The following is a 15,087-nucleotide window of genomic DNA, read 5'->3' as shown; positions in this document are numbered from 1 at the left end:
GACAGGATACACGCGATGATTCAGGGCTTTGTGAATGGATTATGACGCATTCGCGTTCGCGGAAGTGGCTAAATCTCCCGCCGCAGGCCGAAGGGCCGCAGGCTTGGGGGCCAGGAATGAGTGTTCGCTATGGGGTCTCGATCGCGGCCTTGATGGTCGCCGCGTGCGGGTCGGGGGTGCAGGCGCAGACCGTCAACACCACGGCCTCCGACGTCAACGTGCTCAACCTGCTGGCGCCGTACCTGGCGCTCAACGCAACGGCGGCCGGGCAGGCGACGCTGAGCCTGAACCTGGCGCAGACGATCGCCCTCAACACCGGCGCGGACCTCGCCCGGCAGCAGGTGGCGATCAGCGACAAGAACCTGCTCAGCGCGGCGAGCAACGCCCTGTCGTCCTCGGGGCTCGGCAGCTACGGCGTCGCGGCCAACATCGCCGGCGGCCTGCCCGGACAGACGCCGATCAACGGCATCGTCCCGCAGCAACGGGTCGGCGGCCTCGGTGCGCAGCTCGGCCCGATCTACCAGCGCGGGACCGCCCAGGGCGTGAACGGCGCCCTCGGCGGCGTGGTCAACCTGCTGGTCAACGCCAACACGTTCACGGGCAACAACCTCGGCGTCGCCAAGAACTACTTCGCCAACGGCGCGGCCAACAACCCGAGCGTGACACCCGCCAACTACGTGGCGGTGCCGGCCGTGGCGCCCGCGGGCTACGGGCTGCCGACGTATGACGGCCTGCCCAACACCACCAACAGCGTCTACGACCGCGCCTACGGGGTCACCAACACCCAGCCGGGCCAGGACGTCTACGGCTCGTCGCGCCCGGTCCAGGTCGCGCCCGGCCGCATCAACCCGTTCGATCCGACGGCGCTGACCGGCCTCGCGACCAACGCCTCCTTCCCAAGCGGGCACACCACCTACGCGTTCACCAGCGGCTACCTGCTGGCGATGCTGGTGCCGCAGCAATACCAGAACGTGCTGCTGCGGGCCTCCGAGTACGGCGAGAGCCGGATCGTGCTCGGCGTCCACTACCCCCTCGACGTGATCGGCAGCCGGGCGCTGGCGGCCTACGACCTGGCCCAGGCGTTCACGAACCCGGCCTACGTCAACAACGCCGCGGTGACCGGCGTGGCGATCAACCTGCCGAACCAGTTCGTGCAGGCGCAGGGGCAGCTTCAGGCCTATCTCGCCGCCCAATGCGGCAACACCGTCGCGGCCTGCGCGAGCGGCGCCGCCAACAGCGCCGGAAACCCCTATCTCCCGTCGGCCGCCACCCAGGCCGCCTACCAGCAGCGCCTGACCTACGGCCTGCCGACCCTGACCTTCGCCCAGGCCCCGCGCGAGGCGGCCCCCGCCGGCGGACCCGACGCCGCGATCCTGCTGGCGCCGCTCTACGGCGGATCGACCGCCGCCGCCCGCACGCTCGCCCCGCAGGGCGGCCTCTACGGCCAGCTCTCGACCGCCACGATCAACCAGATCGTCGTCAACACGCAGACCAACGCGCTCGCGGCCTTCTACGGCAGCCCGCTCAGCTACTGGAGCCGCATCGACCTCTATTCCGCCGCCGGCTATTTCGGAGCCGTCACCGGCACCCTGTGGATGGACACGAGCGACCGCCTCGGCATCGATGTCGGCGTCGGAACAGGCGGCGTGCTCTACGCCAACGGCACCATCGCGGGCACCGTCTCGGTCGGGGCCGGCGGCCTGCTCGGCGGCTCGGGCACGCTCGGCGGCCTCAACGCCCTCTCGGGCGGCACCGTGGCGCCGGGGAACTCGATCGGCACCCTCAACGTCGCCGGCGCGGTCGCCTTCGCGCCGGGCTCGGTCTACCGGGTCGAGGCCAACGCCGCCGGACAAGCCGACAAGATCGCGGCCGGCGGCGCCGTGACGCTCGGCGGCGGCACCGTGCAGGTCGTGGCTGCCTCCGGCGCCTATGGCCCGCGCACAACCTACGCGATCTTGAGCGCGGCCGGCGGCGTCTCGGGACGGTTCGACGGGGTCACGGCGAACCTCGCCTTCCTCAGCCCCGGCCTGCGCTACCTGCCCAACGACGTCGCCCTGACGCTGACCCGCAACGACGTCCCGCTGGCCGCCGGCGCCACCGGGCGCAACGGCGTCGCGTCCGCCAACGCGCTCCAGGCGGCCGGGTCCGGCCGGGCCTACGACGCCGCCCTGGCGTTCACCACCGCGGAGGCCGCCGACGGCTTCCGGGCGCTCGCTGGCGACATCCACGCCAGCACGGTGTCGACCGCCTACGAGACGGCGTTCTTCGTGCGCGAGGCGGTGCTCGACCGGCTGCGCTGGGGCGGGTCGGCCCCGAGCCTCGACGACGGCCGCGTGCCGGCGGCCTACAGCGCCGACCTGCCGGGCCGGACGCCCGTGGTGGCGAGCGTGCCGACGCGGATCCTCGACCCGCGGGTGTTCGGGCTCTGGGGCCAGGGCTTCGGCGCGTTCGGCACGGCCGGCGGGGGCGGCAACGCCTTCGACCTCGACCGGCAGATCGCCGGCTTCGCGCTCGGCGCCGACATCCGGCTGCCGAGCGGGCTCCGGTTCGGCTTGGTCGGCGGCTACACCGAGGCCAACCTCGACAGCGTCGGCCGGCAGGGCAGGGGCGCGCGGCTGGGCGCCGCCAGCCCATCCGAGAGCGCGACGCTCAAGAGCGGCTTCGGCGGCGTCTACGGCGGCACCGCGTTCGGCCCGATCGAAGTGCGGCTGGGCGCCCTCTACGCCGACACCGACACCCGCACCCGGCGCAGCGTCCTGTACGGCCTGGCGGACAGCCCGACCGGGCATGGCGGCGGCCACACCGTCCAGGGCTTCGGCGAGATCGGCTACCGGTTCACGCTGAGCGTGCCGTCGGCCCCGGCGTCGCGGGACGGACGGGCGGCGGCCTCCTACATCGAGCCGTTCGTGGGCGCGGCCTATGTCGGCATCCGGCGCGACGGGTTCGCCGAGACCGGCGGCGCAGCGGCGCTGGTCAGCTACGGGCGCGGCTACGACCTCGGCGCGGCGACCGTCGGCGTGCGGGGGCAGACGGGCTTCGATCTCGGCTTCGGTGTTCCGGTGACGGCGCACGGCCTGCTCGGCTACCGGCGGGCGTTCGGCGACGTCGTGCCGGCGGCCCTGCTGAGCTTCGGCACCGGCCCCGCCTTCCTGAGCGCGGGGGTGCCGATCGACCGGGACGCGCTGGTGGCCGGCGCCGGGCTCGACCTGGCGGTGGCGCCGAACGCGACGCTCGGCGTGGCCTATACCGGCCAAGTCGGCGCCCGGGCCCAGGACCAGGCCGTGAAGGGCAACCTGACCCTTCGGTTCTGAGGGGCCTCTGTCACACGGCTGACGCGGTCCGGCCGTTAGAGCCGCGCCCGACCGGGTGCGGCTCGAAATCCCTGATGCCACGCGCACTCGCCGACGATCCGGGCCGATCACGAGCGTGAACGAGGGATCCGCATGATTGACCCCACGGTGTCGGCCCTGTCCCTCGGTGCGCTGTTGGCCCTGATCCAGATCGCCAGCATCGCGATCGCGGGCCGGCGCATCGGGACGGTCCACGGCGCGTCCACCTTCCCGGCCGGTGCCCCGGTCTCCCTGGTCCGGCCGCTCCACGGGGTCGAGGCGTTCAGCGACGAGATGCTGGTCCGCAGCTTCCGCCTCGCCTATCCGGCCTACGAGTTGATCTTCTGCGTGGCCGACCCGGGCGATCCGATCGTCCCGCGGGTGCAGCGCCTGATCGCCGACCACCCGCAGGTGCCGGCCCGGCTGATCCTCGGCGACGAACGCGTGAGCGACAATCCCAAGCTGAACAATTGCGTCCGCGGCTGGCGCGCCGCCGCGCATGACTGGATCGTGCTCGCCGATTCCAACGTCGCGATGCCGCCGGATTATCTTCAGCGGCTGCAGGCGGCCTGGCGGTCCGACACCGGCCTGGTCTGCTCGACCCCGGCGGGCGCCCGGCCGGGCAGCTTCATGGCCGAGGTGGAATGCGCCTTCCTCAACACCCTGCAGGCCCGCTGGCAATACGCGGCCGAGGCGTTCGGCCTGGGCTTCGCGCAGGGCAAGAGCATGCTCTGGCACAAGCCGTTCCTGGAGGCCCGGGGCGGCCTTCAGGCGCTGGCCTCCGAGATCGCCGAGGATGCAGCCGCCACCAAGCTGGTGCGCGCCGCCGGCAAGCGCGTCCACCTCGTTTCGAGCCCGTTCGAGCAGCCGCTGGGACGGCGCGGCTTCCGCGAGGTCTGGGCGCGGCAGCTGCGCTGGGCGCGCCTGCGCCGGGTGACCTTCGCGCTGTTCTTCATCCCGGAGATCGGCAGCGGGGTCCTGTTGCCGGCGCTGCTGGTGGCGCTCTGGGCCGGGAGCCCGGCCGGCCTCGCGGGCGCTGCCGGCCTCATCGGGCTGTGCTATGGGGCCGAGTACCGGCTCGCGGTCCGCGCGGGCTGGCAACGCGGGCCGCGCATGCTGGCGGCGTTCCTGGTGCGCGACGCGCTGATCCCGGCCCTGTGGCTCGCCGCCTGGGTGCAGAGCGCCATCGTCTGGCGCGGCAACGCCATGGATGTGCGCCCGCGCCGCGCCAGCGTCGACCGCGCCTGCGCGCCGACGGCGTGACCGCGCGGAGGCCGGAGTTCATCACATGACGCGCCGCTACGCTCTCTATTGGCTCCCCCCGCCCGGCTCGGGCCTGGCCGCCTTCGGCAACGCCGTGCTCGGCTACGACAACGCCGCCGGCGCGCCGGTGCTGCATCCGCAGGCCCTCGGCGACCTCGCCGCCGTCACGGCGGGCGCCCGGGTCTACGGGTTCCATGCGACCCTGAAGGCGCCGATGCGCCTCGCCCCGGGCACCGAGGAGGCGGACCTCGTCGCGGCGGTGCGGGACCTCGCAATCGGGCACCCGCCGGTGGCGCTCGGGCCGCTGGCCGTCGCGGCGCTCGGGCCGTTCCTGGCGCTGGTCCCCGCGGCTCCGCCGCCGGAGCTCGGGTTGCTCGCCGCCGAATGCGTCGCCGTCCTGGACCCGTGGCGGGCGCCGCTGTCGGAGAGCGAGCGCGCCAAGCGCCGCCCGGAGCGCCTCGATCCGCGCGCCCGCACCCTGCTCGCCCGCTGGGGCTATCCGTATGTCTTCGAGGCTTTCCAGTTCCACATGACGCTGACCGACGCGCTGCCGGATCCCGACCGCGCCGCCTGGCTGCGCCGCCTGTCCGACGCCTACGCGGCCACGCGACCTGAGCCCGTGGTGATCGACGCCCTGAGCGTGCTCGTGCAGGACGGGGCCGAGCCGTTCCGGCTGCTGGCGCGCCTGCCTTTCGGAGACGCGCATGGCTGACCAGCATCTCGGCCTCCAGGCGGCCGTCGACCCCAGCGCCCGGATCGTCGACTGCCATCTCGGCCGCTACACGCAAATCGGCGCCCGCACGCGCCTGACCGAGACCGTCCTCGACGATTATTCCTACATCGCCCAGGACGGGGAGGTGATCTACACCACCATCGGCAAGTTCTGCTCGATCGCCGCCGCGGTGCGGATCAACCCGGGCAACCACCCGATGGAACGCGCGAGCCAGGCGCATTTCACCTATCGGGCCCAGGCCTACTGGCCCGAGGAGGCGGACGAGGACGCGTTCTTCGCGCGCCGCCGGGCAAGCCCGGTGACCATCGGCCACGACGTCTGGATCGGCCATGGGGTGGTGGTGCTGCCCGGCCGCAGCATCGGCACCGGCGCCGTGGTCGGGGCGGGCGCGATCGTCACGCGGGACGTCCCGGCCTACACGATCGTCGTCGGCAACCCGGCCCGACCGGTGCGCCGCCGCTTCCCCGAGCCGGTCGCCGAGCGGCTGGAGCGCCTCGCCTGGTGGGATTGGGACCACGACCGCCTGCGCAAGGCGCTTCCGGATTTCCGCGCGCTGCCGATCGAAGACTTCCTGGAGCGGTACACCAGTCGGTCGGGCACGTAGGGAGACGCCGGGGCGCGCAACATCGGATTTGGTGCGCCGACTAAAGAAATCATTTTGTATTCGTCATTCAACCGTCGTGGAAGAGGCGTTTAGCTGCCTCCACCCCGCAGCGGATGGATGTTTATGCTCGTCGTAGAGGATCTCACGCGTCAGTACGGCGGCCGTCGAGCCGTGGACGAAGTCTCGCTGCGGATCGAGCGCGGCAGCTTCGTCGGTGTGATCGGCCGATCGGGAGCCGGCAAATCAACGCTCCTGCGGTTGATCAACCGACTCGCCGATCCGAGTTCCGGGCGCATCCTCTATGACGGCCGCGACATCACCGGCCTGAGCGGTCGGCCGCTCCGCGAATGGCGCACCCGCTGCGCCATGATCTTCCAGCAGTTCAATCTGGTCGGCCGCCTCGACGTGATGACCAACGTGCTGATGGGCCGGCTGAGCCATGTGCCGACCCACCGCTCCCTGCTCCGGCTGTGGTCGGACGAGGATCGGGCCATGGCCCTCGCCGCCCTGGAGAGCTTCGACATGGGCGAGTTCGCCGGCCAGCGGGCCGACGGCCTGTCGGGCGGCCAGCAGCAGCGCGTCGCCATCGCCCGGGCGCTGGTGCAGGAGCCCGAGATCCTGCTCGCCGACGAGCCCGTGGCGTCCCTGGACCCGCGCAACACCCGGCTGGTGATGGATGCCCTGGCGGCCGTGAACCGGCGCTACGGCATCACGGTCCTGTGCAACCTGCATTCCCTCGATCTCGCCCGGGCCTATTGCGACCGCCTCGTTGGGCTCGCCGCAGGCCGGGTGGTGTTCGAGGGCGGCCCGTTCGACCTCACCGAGGACGTGGCGCGCCGGCTCTACGGCCTGGAGGCGGGCGAGGTGCTGGACGATTCCCCGGAGCGCGAGGCCGAGCAGCGGGCGGCCCTGCCGGGGCTGCCCGGCCTCGTCCCGGCCCAGCCCATCCGCGAGGCCGCCATCGGCGCCTGAGCCGGGGCGCCGGTCCCCGGCGCACCGGGCTCGAGGCCCCCAACAACGACGGATGGAAACGCCCGACCGGACGCGCCGACCGCGCGGCCGGCCAATCCAGCGCTTGAACAGACCCGAGGACCACCCGATGATCACCCGACGCACCCTTGCCGCCGCCGCGGCGTCGATCGCCCTCTTCAGCCTTCCGGCCGCCGCCCAGGAGTGGAAGGCCAAGTATCCCGAGCTGACCCTCGCGGTCATCCCGATGGAGAATGCCAGCGGCACCAACGACCGCTACGCGCCCCTGGCCGACTACCTGACCAAGACGATCGGCGTCCCGGTCAAGCTGCGGGTCGCCAGCGACTACGCCGCGGTGATCGAGGGCCAGCGGGCCGGCAACATCCAGATCGCGTTCTACGGCGCCGCTTCGTTCGGCCGGGCCGTGATGACCGGTGTGAAGATCGAGCCGCTCGTGAACCCGCAGCACGAGACCGGCGCCTCGGGCTATTACTCGGTGCTCTACGTGCTGGCTTCCAGCCCGTACAAGACGGTGGCGGATTTGAAGGGCAAGAACCTCGCCCTGGTCGACCCGAACTCCACCTCCGGCAACCAGGCGCCGCGCTTCTTCCTCAAGCGGGCCGGCTACGACGTGGACCGGTATTTCGGCAAGGCTGTCTTCGCCGGCAGCCACGAGAACGCGGTCCTGGCGCTGACCCAGGGCACCGTCGAGGCCGCCGCCAACCTGTGGAACTCCGAGACCGACACGATGGTGACCCGCATGGTCGCCAAGGGCGTCCTGAAGAACCCGGACGGCACGCCGATGAAGCAGTCGGACTTCCGGGTGGTGTTCAAGTCCGACTTCCTGCCGGAGGGCCCCTACGCCGTGCTGGCGAGCCTGCCGGACGACCTGAAGGCCAAGATCCGCCAGGCCTTCCTCGACCTGCCGAAGGCCGACAAGGCGGCGTTCGACCGCCTGTCCGACGGCAAGGATCTCAGCCTCACCCCGGTGACGCTCAAGGATTACCAGCCGGTCATCGATATGCTGAAGTTCAACGACGAGCAGCGCAAGAAGTCCTGATCGCGTTGCTGAGGAGGCGCCGGCCTTGCGCGGCCTGACACCCCTGCCGCCGGAGCGGGTCGCCGCCCTCTCCGGCCTGTACGCGGCGGCGAGCGGCTCCGCCCGCCGCCGCACCCTCGCGAGCTTCGCAGTCCTGGCGGTGCTGGCGCTCCTGGCCGGGCTCGTCGCCGAGGTCCGGCCGCTGGTCCTCGTCGCGAACATCGGCAAGTTCACCGCCTATATCGAGCAGATCTGGCCGCCGATCGGCCTCGATCACCCAGTGGCGGACATGCGCGCCTGGTACTGGGGCCTGCCGGGCTGGCTCGCCCTGCTCGGCGAGACGCTGCTGATGGCGTATCTCGGAACCCTGCTCGGGGCGGTTGCGGGTTTCGCCCTCAGCTTCGTCGCGGCCGCCAACCTGGTCCGGTCGGCCCCGGTGCGCTTCCTCGCCAAGCGCGTCTTGGAGGTGTGCCGCACGATTCCCGACGTGGTGTTCGCGCTGCTGTTCGTGATCGCCTTCGGCCTCGGCCCGATGGTCGGCGTGCTGGCCCTGGCGATCCACACCACGGGGGCGCTCGGCAAGCTGTTCTCCGAGGTGGTCGAGAATATCGACATGCGCCCGGTGGAGGGCCTGTCCGCCTCGGGCGCCAGCTGGCTCGAGACCGTGCGCTTCGCGGTGCTGCCGCAGGTGCTGTCGAACTTCGTCTCCTATGCGCTGCTGCGCTTCGAGATCAACGTGCGCGGGGCCGCGGTGCTGGGCTTCGTCGGCGCCGGCGGCATCGGGCAGGAGTTCCTGGCCGCGATCCGCAACTTCTACTACGCGGATGTCAGCGCGATCCTGGGGCTGATCATCCTGACCGTCGTCGGCATCGACCTCGCCACCGAGCAGGTCCGGCACCGGCTGACCGGCCTGGAGGAGGCCCGATGAGCGGCGGCGGAACCGAAACCCTGCGGGCGGCCGCCCGGGCCGATCTCGCGCGCCTGCGGGCCCGCTATCCCGCGCAGTTCCGGACCGATCGGGCCGCGCGGCTGCGCCGGCTGGCGGTTCTCGCGGGCCTGGCCGGACTGGCCGGCTTCGGCGCCTGGCAGTTCGAGATGTCGCCGGCCCGGATCCTCTACGGGCTCGGCCGGCTCGGCACCTTCGCGGTGCTGATGCTGCCGCCCTCGCCGGAGGGGCATCTCGGCACCTTCGTCCACGCGCTGGGCGAGACCCTGGGCATCGCCTTCCTGGGCACCCTGACGGCGGCGATCCTGGCCTTCCCGGTGGCGCTGCTGGCCGCCCGCAACGTCGTGCCCAATCCGTTCGCGCATTTCGCCGTGCGCCGGGGCCTCGACGTGATGCGCTCCGTGGACGTGCTGATCTGGGCGCTGATCTGGATCAACGTCGTCGGCCTCGGCCCCTTCGCGGGCATGCTCGCCATCGCGTGCTCGGATTTCGGGGCGTTCGGCAAGCTGTTCTCCGAGGCGATCGAAACCTGTGACCGGAAACCCGGTGAGGGGGTCGTCGCCTCGGGGGGCTCGGCCCTGCATCGCATCCGCTTCGGGCTGATCCCGGGGGTGCTGCCCGTGCTGGCGAGCCAGGTGCTGTACTTCTTCGAATCGAACACCCGCTCGGCGACGATCATCGGCATCGTCGGGGCGGGTGGCATCGGCCAGTACCTCACCGAGCTGATCCGCATGCTGGAGCTGAAGCAGGTCGCCTTCCTGGTTCTGATGATCCTCGCCACCGTGGCGGCGATCGACTGGGTCTCGACCCGCCTGCGCCGGGCGATCATCGGGCCGGCGGCGCGCTGACCGGCTCCAACTCGGCGGCGCGCGCTTTAGCCGCCGATCACCAACTCGACCCGGTCGGCGGCGAACAGGGTGCGGTTCGCCTGGATCGGCACGCCAGCGGAGTCGATGTTGACGCTCGACACCACCATGACGACCCGCCCGGGGGCGATATCGAGGCGCTCTGCCTCCTGGGCATCGGCCGGCCGGGCGCGGATCCGCGTCGAGAGCCGGGTGTAGTCGTGGACGCCGCAGGCCGCGAAGGCCCGGGTGATCGAGCCGCGCTCCGCGTAAGCCGCGGCGAAGTCCGTGAATCGCGGCAGGGGCAGCCAGGTCTGCGCGGTCGAGATCGGGGCGGCGTCCGCCCGGTGGGTCGTCAGCAGTTCCAGGATCGGCGCGCCGGGCTCGATCGCCAGGGCCGCCGCCTGCCTGGACCCGGCCGGAACGGTGGCGGCGGCGAGCAGGTCGCCCCAGGCCTCGCGCCCCGCCCCGGTGACGATCTCCGAGAAGCGGGTGCGTGGGCCGATCGGATAGGCCAGCGGCGCCTCCTCCACGAAGGTGCCGCGCCCCTGGCTGGCGCGCACGAGGCCGCCCTCCGCCAGGGCGGCCAGCGCCCGCCGCACCGTGTGGCGGTTGACGGCGAAGCGCGCGGCCAGCGCCGCCTCGGTCGGCATCTGCTGGCCCGGCGCGTAACGCCCGGCCGCGATGTCGGCGCTCAGCGCGTCGGCGATCTGCCGCCACGCCGTCAGCCCCTCTCCCCGGACGAGGCCGGGCGCCCGCTCCTGTGCATCCATGCTGTCATCCAAACTTCATTTGCGCCCGGCGCGCTAGTTGTCTACACGACTAGACAACAGCTCGACAGAGGGATTCGCGATGGCGACGAGCCCGCAACACTCGGGACCAGACGATATCGCGGCCCGGCAGGCCGTCATGGCGCTCTGCGCCGAGGCCAGCCGGGACGACCTCGACGCCGCCTTGCGGGCGCTCGAAGCCCCGGCCCCCGAGGACCTGCGCCCCCCGGAGACCGGCCTCGTCATGGCGACGGGCCGGATCGGCGGCGACGGGCGGCCGTTCAACCTCGGTGAGGTGAGCGTGACCCGGGCGGCGATCCGGCTCCCGGATGGCGCCACGGGCTTCGCCTATCATCTCGGCCGCGACCGGACGAAGGCGCGCCTCGCGGCCACGCTGGACGCGCTCTGGCAGGATCCGGCCCGACGCGCCGGGGTCGAGGCCGCCCTGCGGCCCGCCGCGCAACGGGCCGAGGCCGCGGGCCGACAGGCGGCCCGACGCAGCGCCGCCACCCGGGTCGATTTCCTGACGCTGGTCCGCGGGGAGGATTGAGCATGCTCGCACCCGGCTTCGCCGATCCGGTCCACGACGCGCAGGGCACGTTCCGCGCGGTGATGGACGCGCTCGCCCGCCCCGGCCTGCCCCGGCGGCTCGACATCCGGCTCGCGCCGCCCGCGCCGCTGACCCCGGAACTCGCCGCGGTCGCGCTGGCGCTGACCGACGCCGACACGCCGGTCTGGCTCGATCCAGGCCTCGCCGCCGCACCCGAGGTCGCCGCCTACCTGCGCTTCCACACCGGCGCGCCGCTCACGGACGACCCGGCCCGGGCGGCCTTCGCGCTGATGTGCGATCCGGCCCGCTGCCCGCCGCTCGACCGGTTCGCGCAAGGCACGCCGGCCTATCCCGACACCGCGACCACACTGGTCCTCGCCCTAGACCGGATCGCGGCCGGGGAGGGGCTTCGCCTGACCGGGCCCGGAATCAGGGGTGCGACCCGCATCGCCCTGGCGCCCATGCCGGACGGATTCGTGGCGCAGCTCGTCGCGAACCGCGCGGGCTTCCCCCTCGGGATCGACCTGATCCTCACCGCGCCCGGCCTCGTCACCGGTCTGCCGCGCTCCACCGCCGTCACGGAGAGCTGACCGATGTACGTGGCCGTGAAGGGCGGCGAAGCCGCCATCGATAACGCCCACCGGCTCCTGGCCGAGGCCCGCCGCGGCGACCCGGCCGTGCCGGAACTCTCCGTGGCGCAGATCCGGGAGCAGATGGCGCTCCTGGTCGACCGGGTTATGGCCGAGGGCTCGCTCTACGATCCCGACCTCGCCGCGCTGGCCCTCAAGCAGGCCCGCGGCGACGTGGTCGAGGCGGTGTTCCTGGTCCGGGCGTACCGGACGACTCTGCCGCGCTACGGCGCCTCCAAACCCATCGATACCGGCGCCATGGCGGTGGCCCGCCGCGTCTCGGCGACCTTCAAGGACCTGCCCGGCGGCCAGGTTCTGGGGCCGACCTTCGACTACACGCACCGGCTGATCGACTTCGCGCTGGCCGCCGAGGGCGCGGTCGAGCCCGCCGCCGAGGCCGAGCCGCGCGCGGATGCCGGCACCTGCCCCAGGGTCACCGACGTCCTGGCCCAGGACGGCTTGATCGAGCCCTCGCCCCCGGACGATGGCGCCCCCGTGGGCGACCTCACCCGGGAGCCGGTGGACTACCCCGCCGACCGGGCCCTGCGCCTCCAGGCCCTGGCCCGGGGGGACGAGGGCTTCGTGCTCGGCCTCGGCTACTCGACCCAGCGGGGCTACGGCCGCACCCACCCGTTCGTGGGCGAGATCCGGGTCGGCGACGTGGCAGTGGAGTTCGTGCCGGAGGAACTCGGCTTCCCGGTGCCGCTCGGCCGGATCCGGCTCACCGAGTGCCAGATGGTCACCCAGTTCAAGGGCTCGGGGACGACGCCTCCCCAGTTCACCCGCGGCTACGGGCTCAGCTTCGGCCAGAGCGAGCGCAAGGCGATGGCGATGTCCCTGGTCGACCGGGCGCTGCGGGCGGAGGAACTCGGCGAGCCGGTGGCGAGCCCCGCCCAGGACCAGGAATTCGTCCTCGCCCATTGCGACAGCCTGCAGGCGACCGGCTTCGTCGAGCACCTGAAGCTGCCCCACTACGTCGATTTCCAGGCGGAGCTGGAGCTGGTCCGGCGCCTGCGCGCCGAGTTCTTCCGAGACTCAGACAGCATGCAGGAGGCGGCCGAATGAGCGCGACAGCGATGCCCGAACCGAGCCGATCGGACGCCGGCTACAACTTCGCCTACCTGGACGAGGGCACGAAGCGGATGATCCGCCGGGCCATCCTCAAGGCCATCGCGGTGCCGGGCTACCAGGTGCCGTTCGCCTCGCGCGAGATGCCGATGCCCTATGGCTGGGGTACCGGCGGCGTACAGGTCACGGCCGCGATCCTGGGGCGGGCCGACGTGCTCAAGGTGATCGACCAGGGCGCCGACGACACCACCAACGCCGTCTCGATCCGGCGTTTCTTCGCCCGGACCTCGGGAGTCGCCACCACCACGCGCACCACCGAGGCGACGATCATCCAGACCCGCCACCGCATTCCGGAGACGCCGCTCTCCGAGGGGCAGACGCTGGTCTACCAGGTGCCGATCCCCGAGCCCCTGCGCTTCCTCGAACCGCGCGAGACCGAGACGCGCCAGCTCCACGCCCTCGCCGAGTACGGGGCCATGCACGTCAAGCTCTACGAGGACATCAGCCGCCACGGCCACATCGCCACCACCTACGCCTACCCGGTGGAGGTGGCCGGCCGCTACGTGATGGACCCCTCGCCGACGCCGAAATTCGACAACCCCAAGATGGACGATTGCCCGGCGCTCCAGCTGTTCGGGGCGGGGCGCGAGCGGCGCATCTACGCGGTGCCACCCTACACCGCGGTGCGCAGCCTCGACTTCGAGGACCATCCGTTCCGGATCCAGGAATTCACCGAGCCCTGCGCGCTGTGCGGCGCCCGCGGCCACTACCTCGACGAGGTGGTTACTGACGACACGGGGGGGCGGATGTACGTCTGCTCGGACACCGACATCTGCGAGACCCGCGTCGCGGAGGCCGCCCGATGAGCACGCCGCTGCTTTCCGCCCACGGCCTGACCAAGGCCTACGGGGCGCGGCTCGCCTGCGCGGGGGTCGATCTCGACGTCACCGAGGGCGAGGTGCTCGCCATCGTGGGCGAATCCGGCTCCGGCAAGTCGACGCTCCTGTCCCTGCTGGCGGGCGAGCTGGCGCCGGATTCCGGCTGCGTCCGCTACCGGATGCGCGACGGGCAGAGCCGTACCCTCGCCGACCTCGGCCCCGCCGAACTGCGCCGGCTGATGCGCACCGACTGGGGCTTCGTCCGGCAGGACGCCCGCCAGGGCCTGCGCATGGCGGTCTCGGCCGGCGGCAATGTCGGCGAGCGGCTGATGGGCATGGGCGAGCGCCATTACGGCCGGATCCGCGGCCAGGCGCTCGACTGGCTCGGCCGCGTCGAGATCGAGGCGGCCCGCGTGGACGACCCGCCGAGCCAGTTCTCCGGGGGCATGCGCCAGCGCCTGCAGATCGCCCGCAACCTCGTCACCGGCCCCCGGCTGGTGCTGATGGACGAGCCAACCTCGGGGCTCGACGTCTCGGTCCAGGCCCGGCTCCTCGACCTGATCCGGCGGCTCTCGGCCGAGCTCGGTCTGGCGGTGATCATCGTCACCCACGATCTCGCGGTGGCGCGCCTGCTCTCCCACCGGATCGCCGTGATGCGGGCCGGCCGGGTGATCGAGACCGGGTTGACCGACCGCGTGCTCGACGACCCCGAGCACGCCTACACCCAGCTCCTCGTCTCCTCGGTGCTCGCCGCATGACCGCGCTTCTGACCTTCCAGGACGTCGCCAAGAGCTTCACCCTGCACCTGCGCGGCGGCGTGGTGCTCCCGGTGGTGGGCGGCGTGAGCCTCGCGGTGGCGCCGGGCGAGTGCGTGGTGCTCGGCGGACCCTCGGGCGCCGGCAAGTCCTCGCTCCTGAAGATGGCCTACGGCAATTACCGCTGCGATGCCGGCACGATCCTGGTCCGCGACGGCGGCGCCGCGATCGACGTGGTCCGGGCCGACCCGCGCACCATCCTGTCGCTGCGTGCCCGGGTCATCGCGTACGTGTCGCAGTTCTTGCGGGTGATCCCGCGGGTCTCGGCCCTCGACGTGGTCGAGGCCGCCGGCCGCGAGGGCGGATTGTCCGAGGACGAAGCCCGCGCGCGGGCCAAGACCCTGCTCGCCCGGCTGAACCTGCCCGACCGGCTGTGGGGCCTGCCGCCCGCAACCTTCTCGGGGGGCGAGCAGCAGCGCGTCAACATCGCCCGGGGGCTGATCGCCGACCGGCCGCTGCTGCTGCTCGACGAGCCCACCGCGTCCCTCGACGCCAGCAACCGCGCCGTGGTCGCCGAGCTGGTCCGCGAGAAGCTGGCCGCGGGGGCCGGCGTGCTCGGCATCTTCCACGACGGCGAGATGCGTGATGCCGTGGCGACGCGAATCGTCGACGTGACCCGCTTCGCGCAAGCCCGGGCGGCCTGAGGAGA

General features: G+C 72.4%; 15 protein-coding genes. 14 read left to right on the top strand and 1 reads right to left on the bottom strand.

The features are described from left to right. Positions 1-116: 116 nt before the first annotated feature. The 8 genes from AC0IY0_RS04895 to phnE (AC0IY0_RS04860) all read left to right on the top strand — a co-directional run bounded on the left by AC0IY0_RS04895 (position 117) and on the right by phnE (AC0IY0_RS04860) (position 9,731). Positions 117-3,311 (top strand): autotransporter family protein, encoded by a 3,195-nt coding sequence (locus tag AC0IY0_RS04895; RefSeq protein ID WP_471763196.1) that lies wholly within the window; start codon positions 117-119, stop codon positions 3,309-3,311. A 132-nt stretch (positions 3,312-3,443) separates the two neighbouring features. Continuing rightward, on the top strand, positions 3,444-4,592 hold the full coding sequence (locus AC0IY0_RS04890; protein ID WP_471763195.1) for a ceramide glucosyltransferase: 1,149 nt from the start codon (positions 3,444-3,446) through the stop codon (positions 4,590-4,592). A 25-nt stretch (positions 4,593-4,617) separates the two neighbouring features. Then, positions 4,618-5,304, top strand: a complete 687-nt coding sequence (locus AC0IY0_RS04885; RefSeq protein WP_471763194.1) for a DUF1045 domain-containing protein — start codon at positions 4,618-4,620, stop codon at positions 5,302-5,304. Further along, complete coding sequence (locus tag AC0IY0_RS04880) at positions 5,297-5,929, top strand: LbetaH domain-containing protein (RefSeq protein WP_147909798.1); 633 nt, start codon at positions 5,297-5,299, stop codon at positions 5,927-5,929. The genes AC0IY0_RS04885 and AC0IY0_RS04880 overlap by 8 nt, the downstream gene beginning before the upstream one ends. 123 nt (positions 5,930-6,052) lie before the next feature. Then, on the top strand, positions 6,053-6,901 hold the full coding sequence (gene phnC / locus AC0IY0_RS04875) for a phosphonate ABC transporter ATP-binding protein (RefSeq protein ID WP_147909797.1): 849 nt from the start codon (positions 6,053-6,055) through the stop codon (positions 6,899-6,901). 127 nt (positions 6,902-7,028) lie between these two features. Continuing rightward, positions 7,029-7,958, top strand: a complete 930-nt coding sequence (gene phnD / locus AC0IY0_RS04870; RefSeq protein ID WP_471763193.1) for a phosphonate ABC transporter substrate-binding protein — start codon at positions 7,029-7,031, stop codon at positions 7,956-7,958. Between the two features lie 25 nt (positions 7,959-7,983). Further along, complete coding sequence (gene phnE / locus AC0IY0_RS04865) at positions 7,984-8,865, top strand: phosphonate ABC transporter, permease protein PhnE (RefSeq protein WP_147940835.1); 882 nt, start codon at positions 7,984-7,986, stop codon at positions 8,863-8,865. Continuing rightward, on the top strand, positions 8,862-9,731 hold the full coding sequence (gene phnE, locus AC0IY0_RS04860) for a phosphonate ABC transporter, permease protein PhnE (protein WP_147909794.1): 870 nt from the start codon (positions 8,862-8,864) through the stop codon (positions 9,729-9,731). The genes phnE (AC0IY0_RS04865) and phnE (AC0IY0_RS04860) overlap by 4 nt, the downstream gene beginning before the upstream one ends. 26 nt (positions 9,732-9,757) lie before the next feature. On the opposite strand, the gene phnF is transcribed toward phnE (AC0IY0_RS04860), so the two are convergent. Further along, on the bottom strand, positions 9,758-10,501 hold the full coding sequence (gene phnF / locus AC0IY0_RS04855) for a phosphonate metabolism transcriptional regulator PhnF (protein ID WP_147909793.1): 744 nt from the start codon (positions 10,499-10,501) through the stop codon (positions 9,758-9,760). A gap of 79 nt (positions 10,502-10,580) precedes the next feature. On the opposite strand from phnF, the gene phnG reads away from it, so the two are divergent. From phnG to phnL, 6 genes are read left to right on the top strand one after another with little or no spacing between them, the layout of a single operon-like run. Then, on the top strand, positions 10,581-11,048 hold the full coding sequence (gene phnG / locus AC0IY0_RS04850; protein ID WP_471763192.1) for a phosphonate C-P lyase system protein PhnG: 468 nt from the start codon (positions 10,581-10,583) through the stop codon (positions 11,046-11,048). 2 nt (positions 11,049-11,050) lie between these two features. Further along, a complete protein-coding gene (phnH, locus tag AC0IY0_RS04845; RefSeq protein WP_147940838.1) occupies positions 11,051-11,638 on the top strand; it encodes a phosphonate C-P lyase system protein PhnH in 588 nt (195 codons plus the stop codon). 3 nt (positions 11,639-11,641) lie between these two features. Beyond that, positions 11,642-12,742, top strand: coding sequence for a carbon-phosphorus lyase complex subunit (locus AC0IY0_RS04840; RefSeq protein ID WP_471763191.1), 1,101 nt, complete (start codon positions 11,642-11,644; stop codon positions 12,740-12,742). Next, on the top strand, positions 12,739-13,611 hold the full coding sequence (locus tag AC0IY0_RS04835) for an alpha-D-ribose 1-methylphosphonate 5-phosphate C-P-lyase PhnJ (protein WP_187193519.1): 873 nt from the start codon (positions 12,739-12,741) through the stop codon (positions 13,609-13,611). The genes AC0IY0_RS04840 and AC0IY0_RS04835 overlap by 4 nt, the downstream gene beginning before the upstream one ends. Next, a complete protein-coding gene (gene phnK / locus AC0IY0_RS04830) occupies positions 13,608-14,381 on the top strand; it encodes a phosphonate C-P lyase system protein PhnK (protein ID WP_147897533.1) in 774 nt (257 codons plus the stop codon). The genes AC0IY0_RS04835 and phnK overlap by 4 nt, the downstream gene beginning before the upstream one ends. Next, entirely contained in the window at positions 14,378-15,082 is a 705-nt protein-coding gene (phnL, locus tag AC0IY0_RS04825) for a phosphonate C-P lyase system protein PhnL (RefSeq protein ID WP_147909788.1), read from the top strand. The genes phnK and phnL overlap by 4 nt, the downstream gene beginning before the upstream one ends. The last annotated feature ends 5 nt before the right edge of the window (positions 15,083-15,087 follow it).

This window comes from Methylobacterium sp. AC315, assembly GCF_979253755.1.
This window is presented reverse-complemented; position numbering and strand designations above follow the sequence as displayed.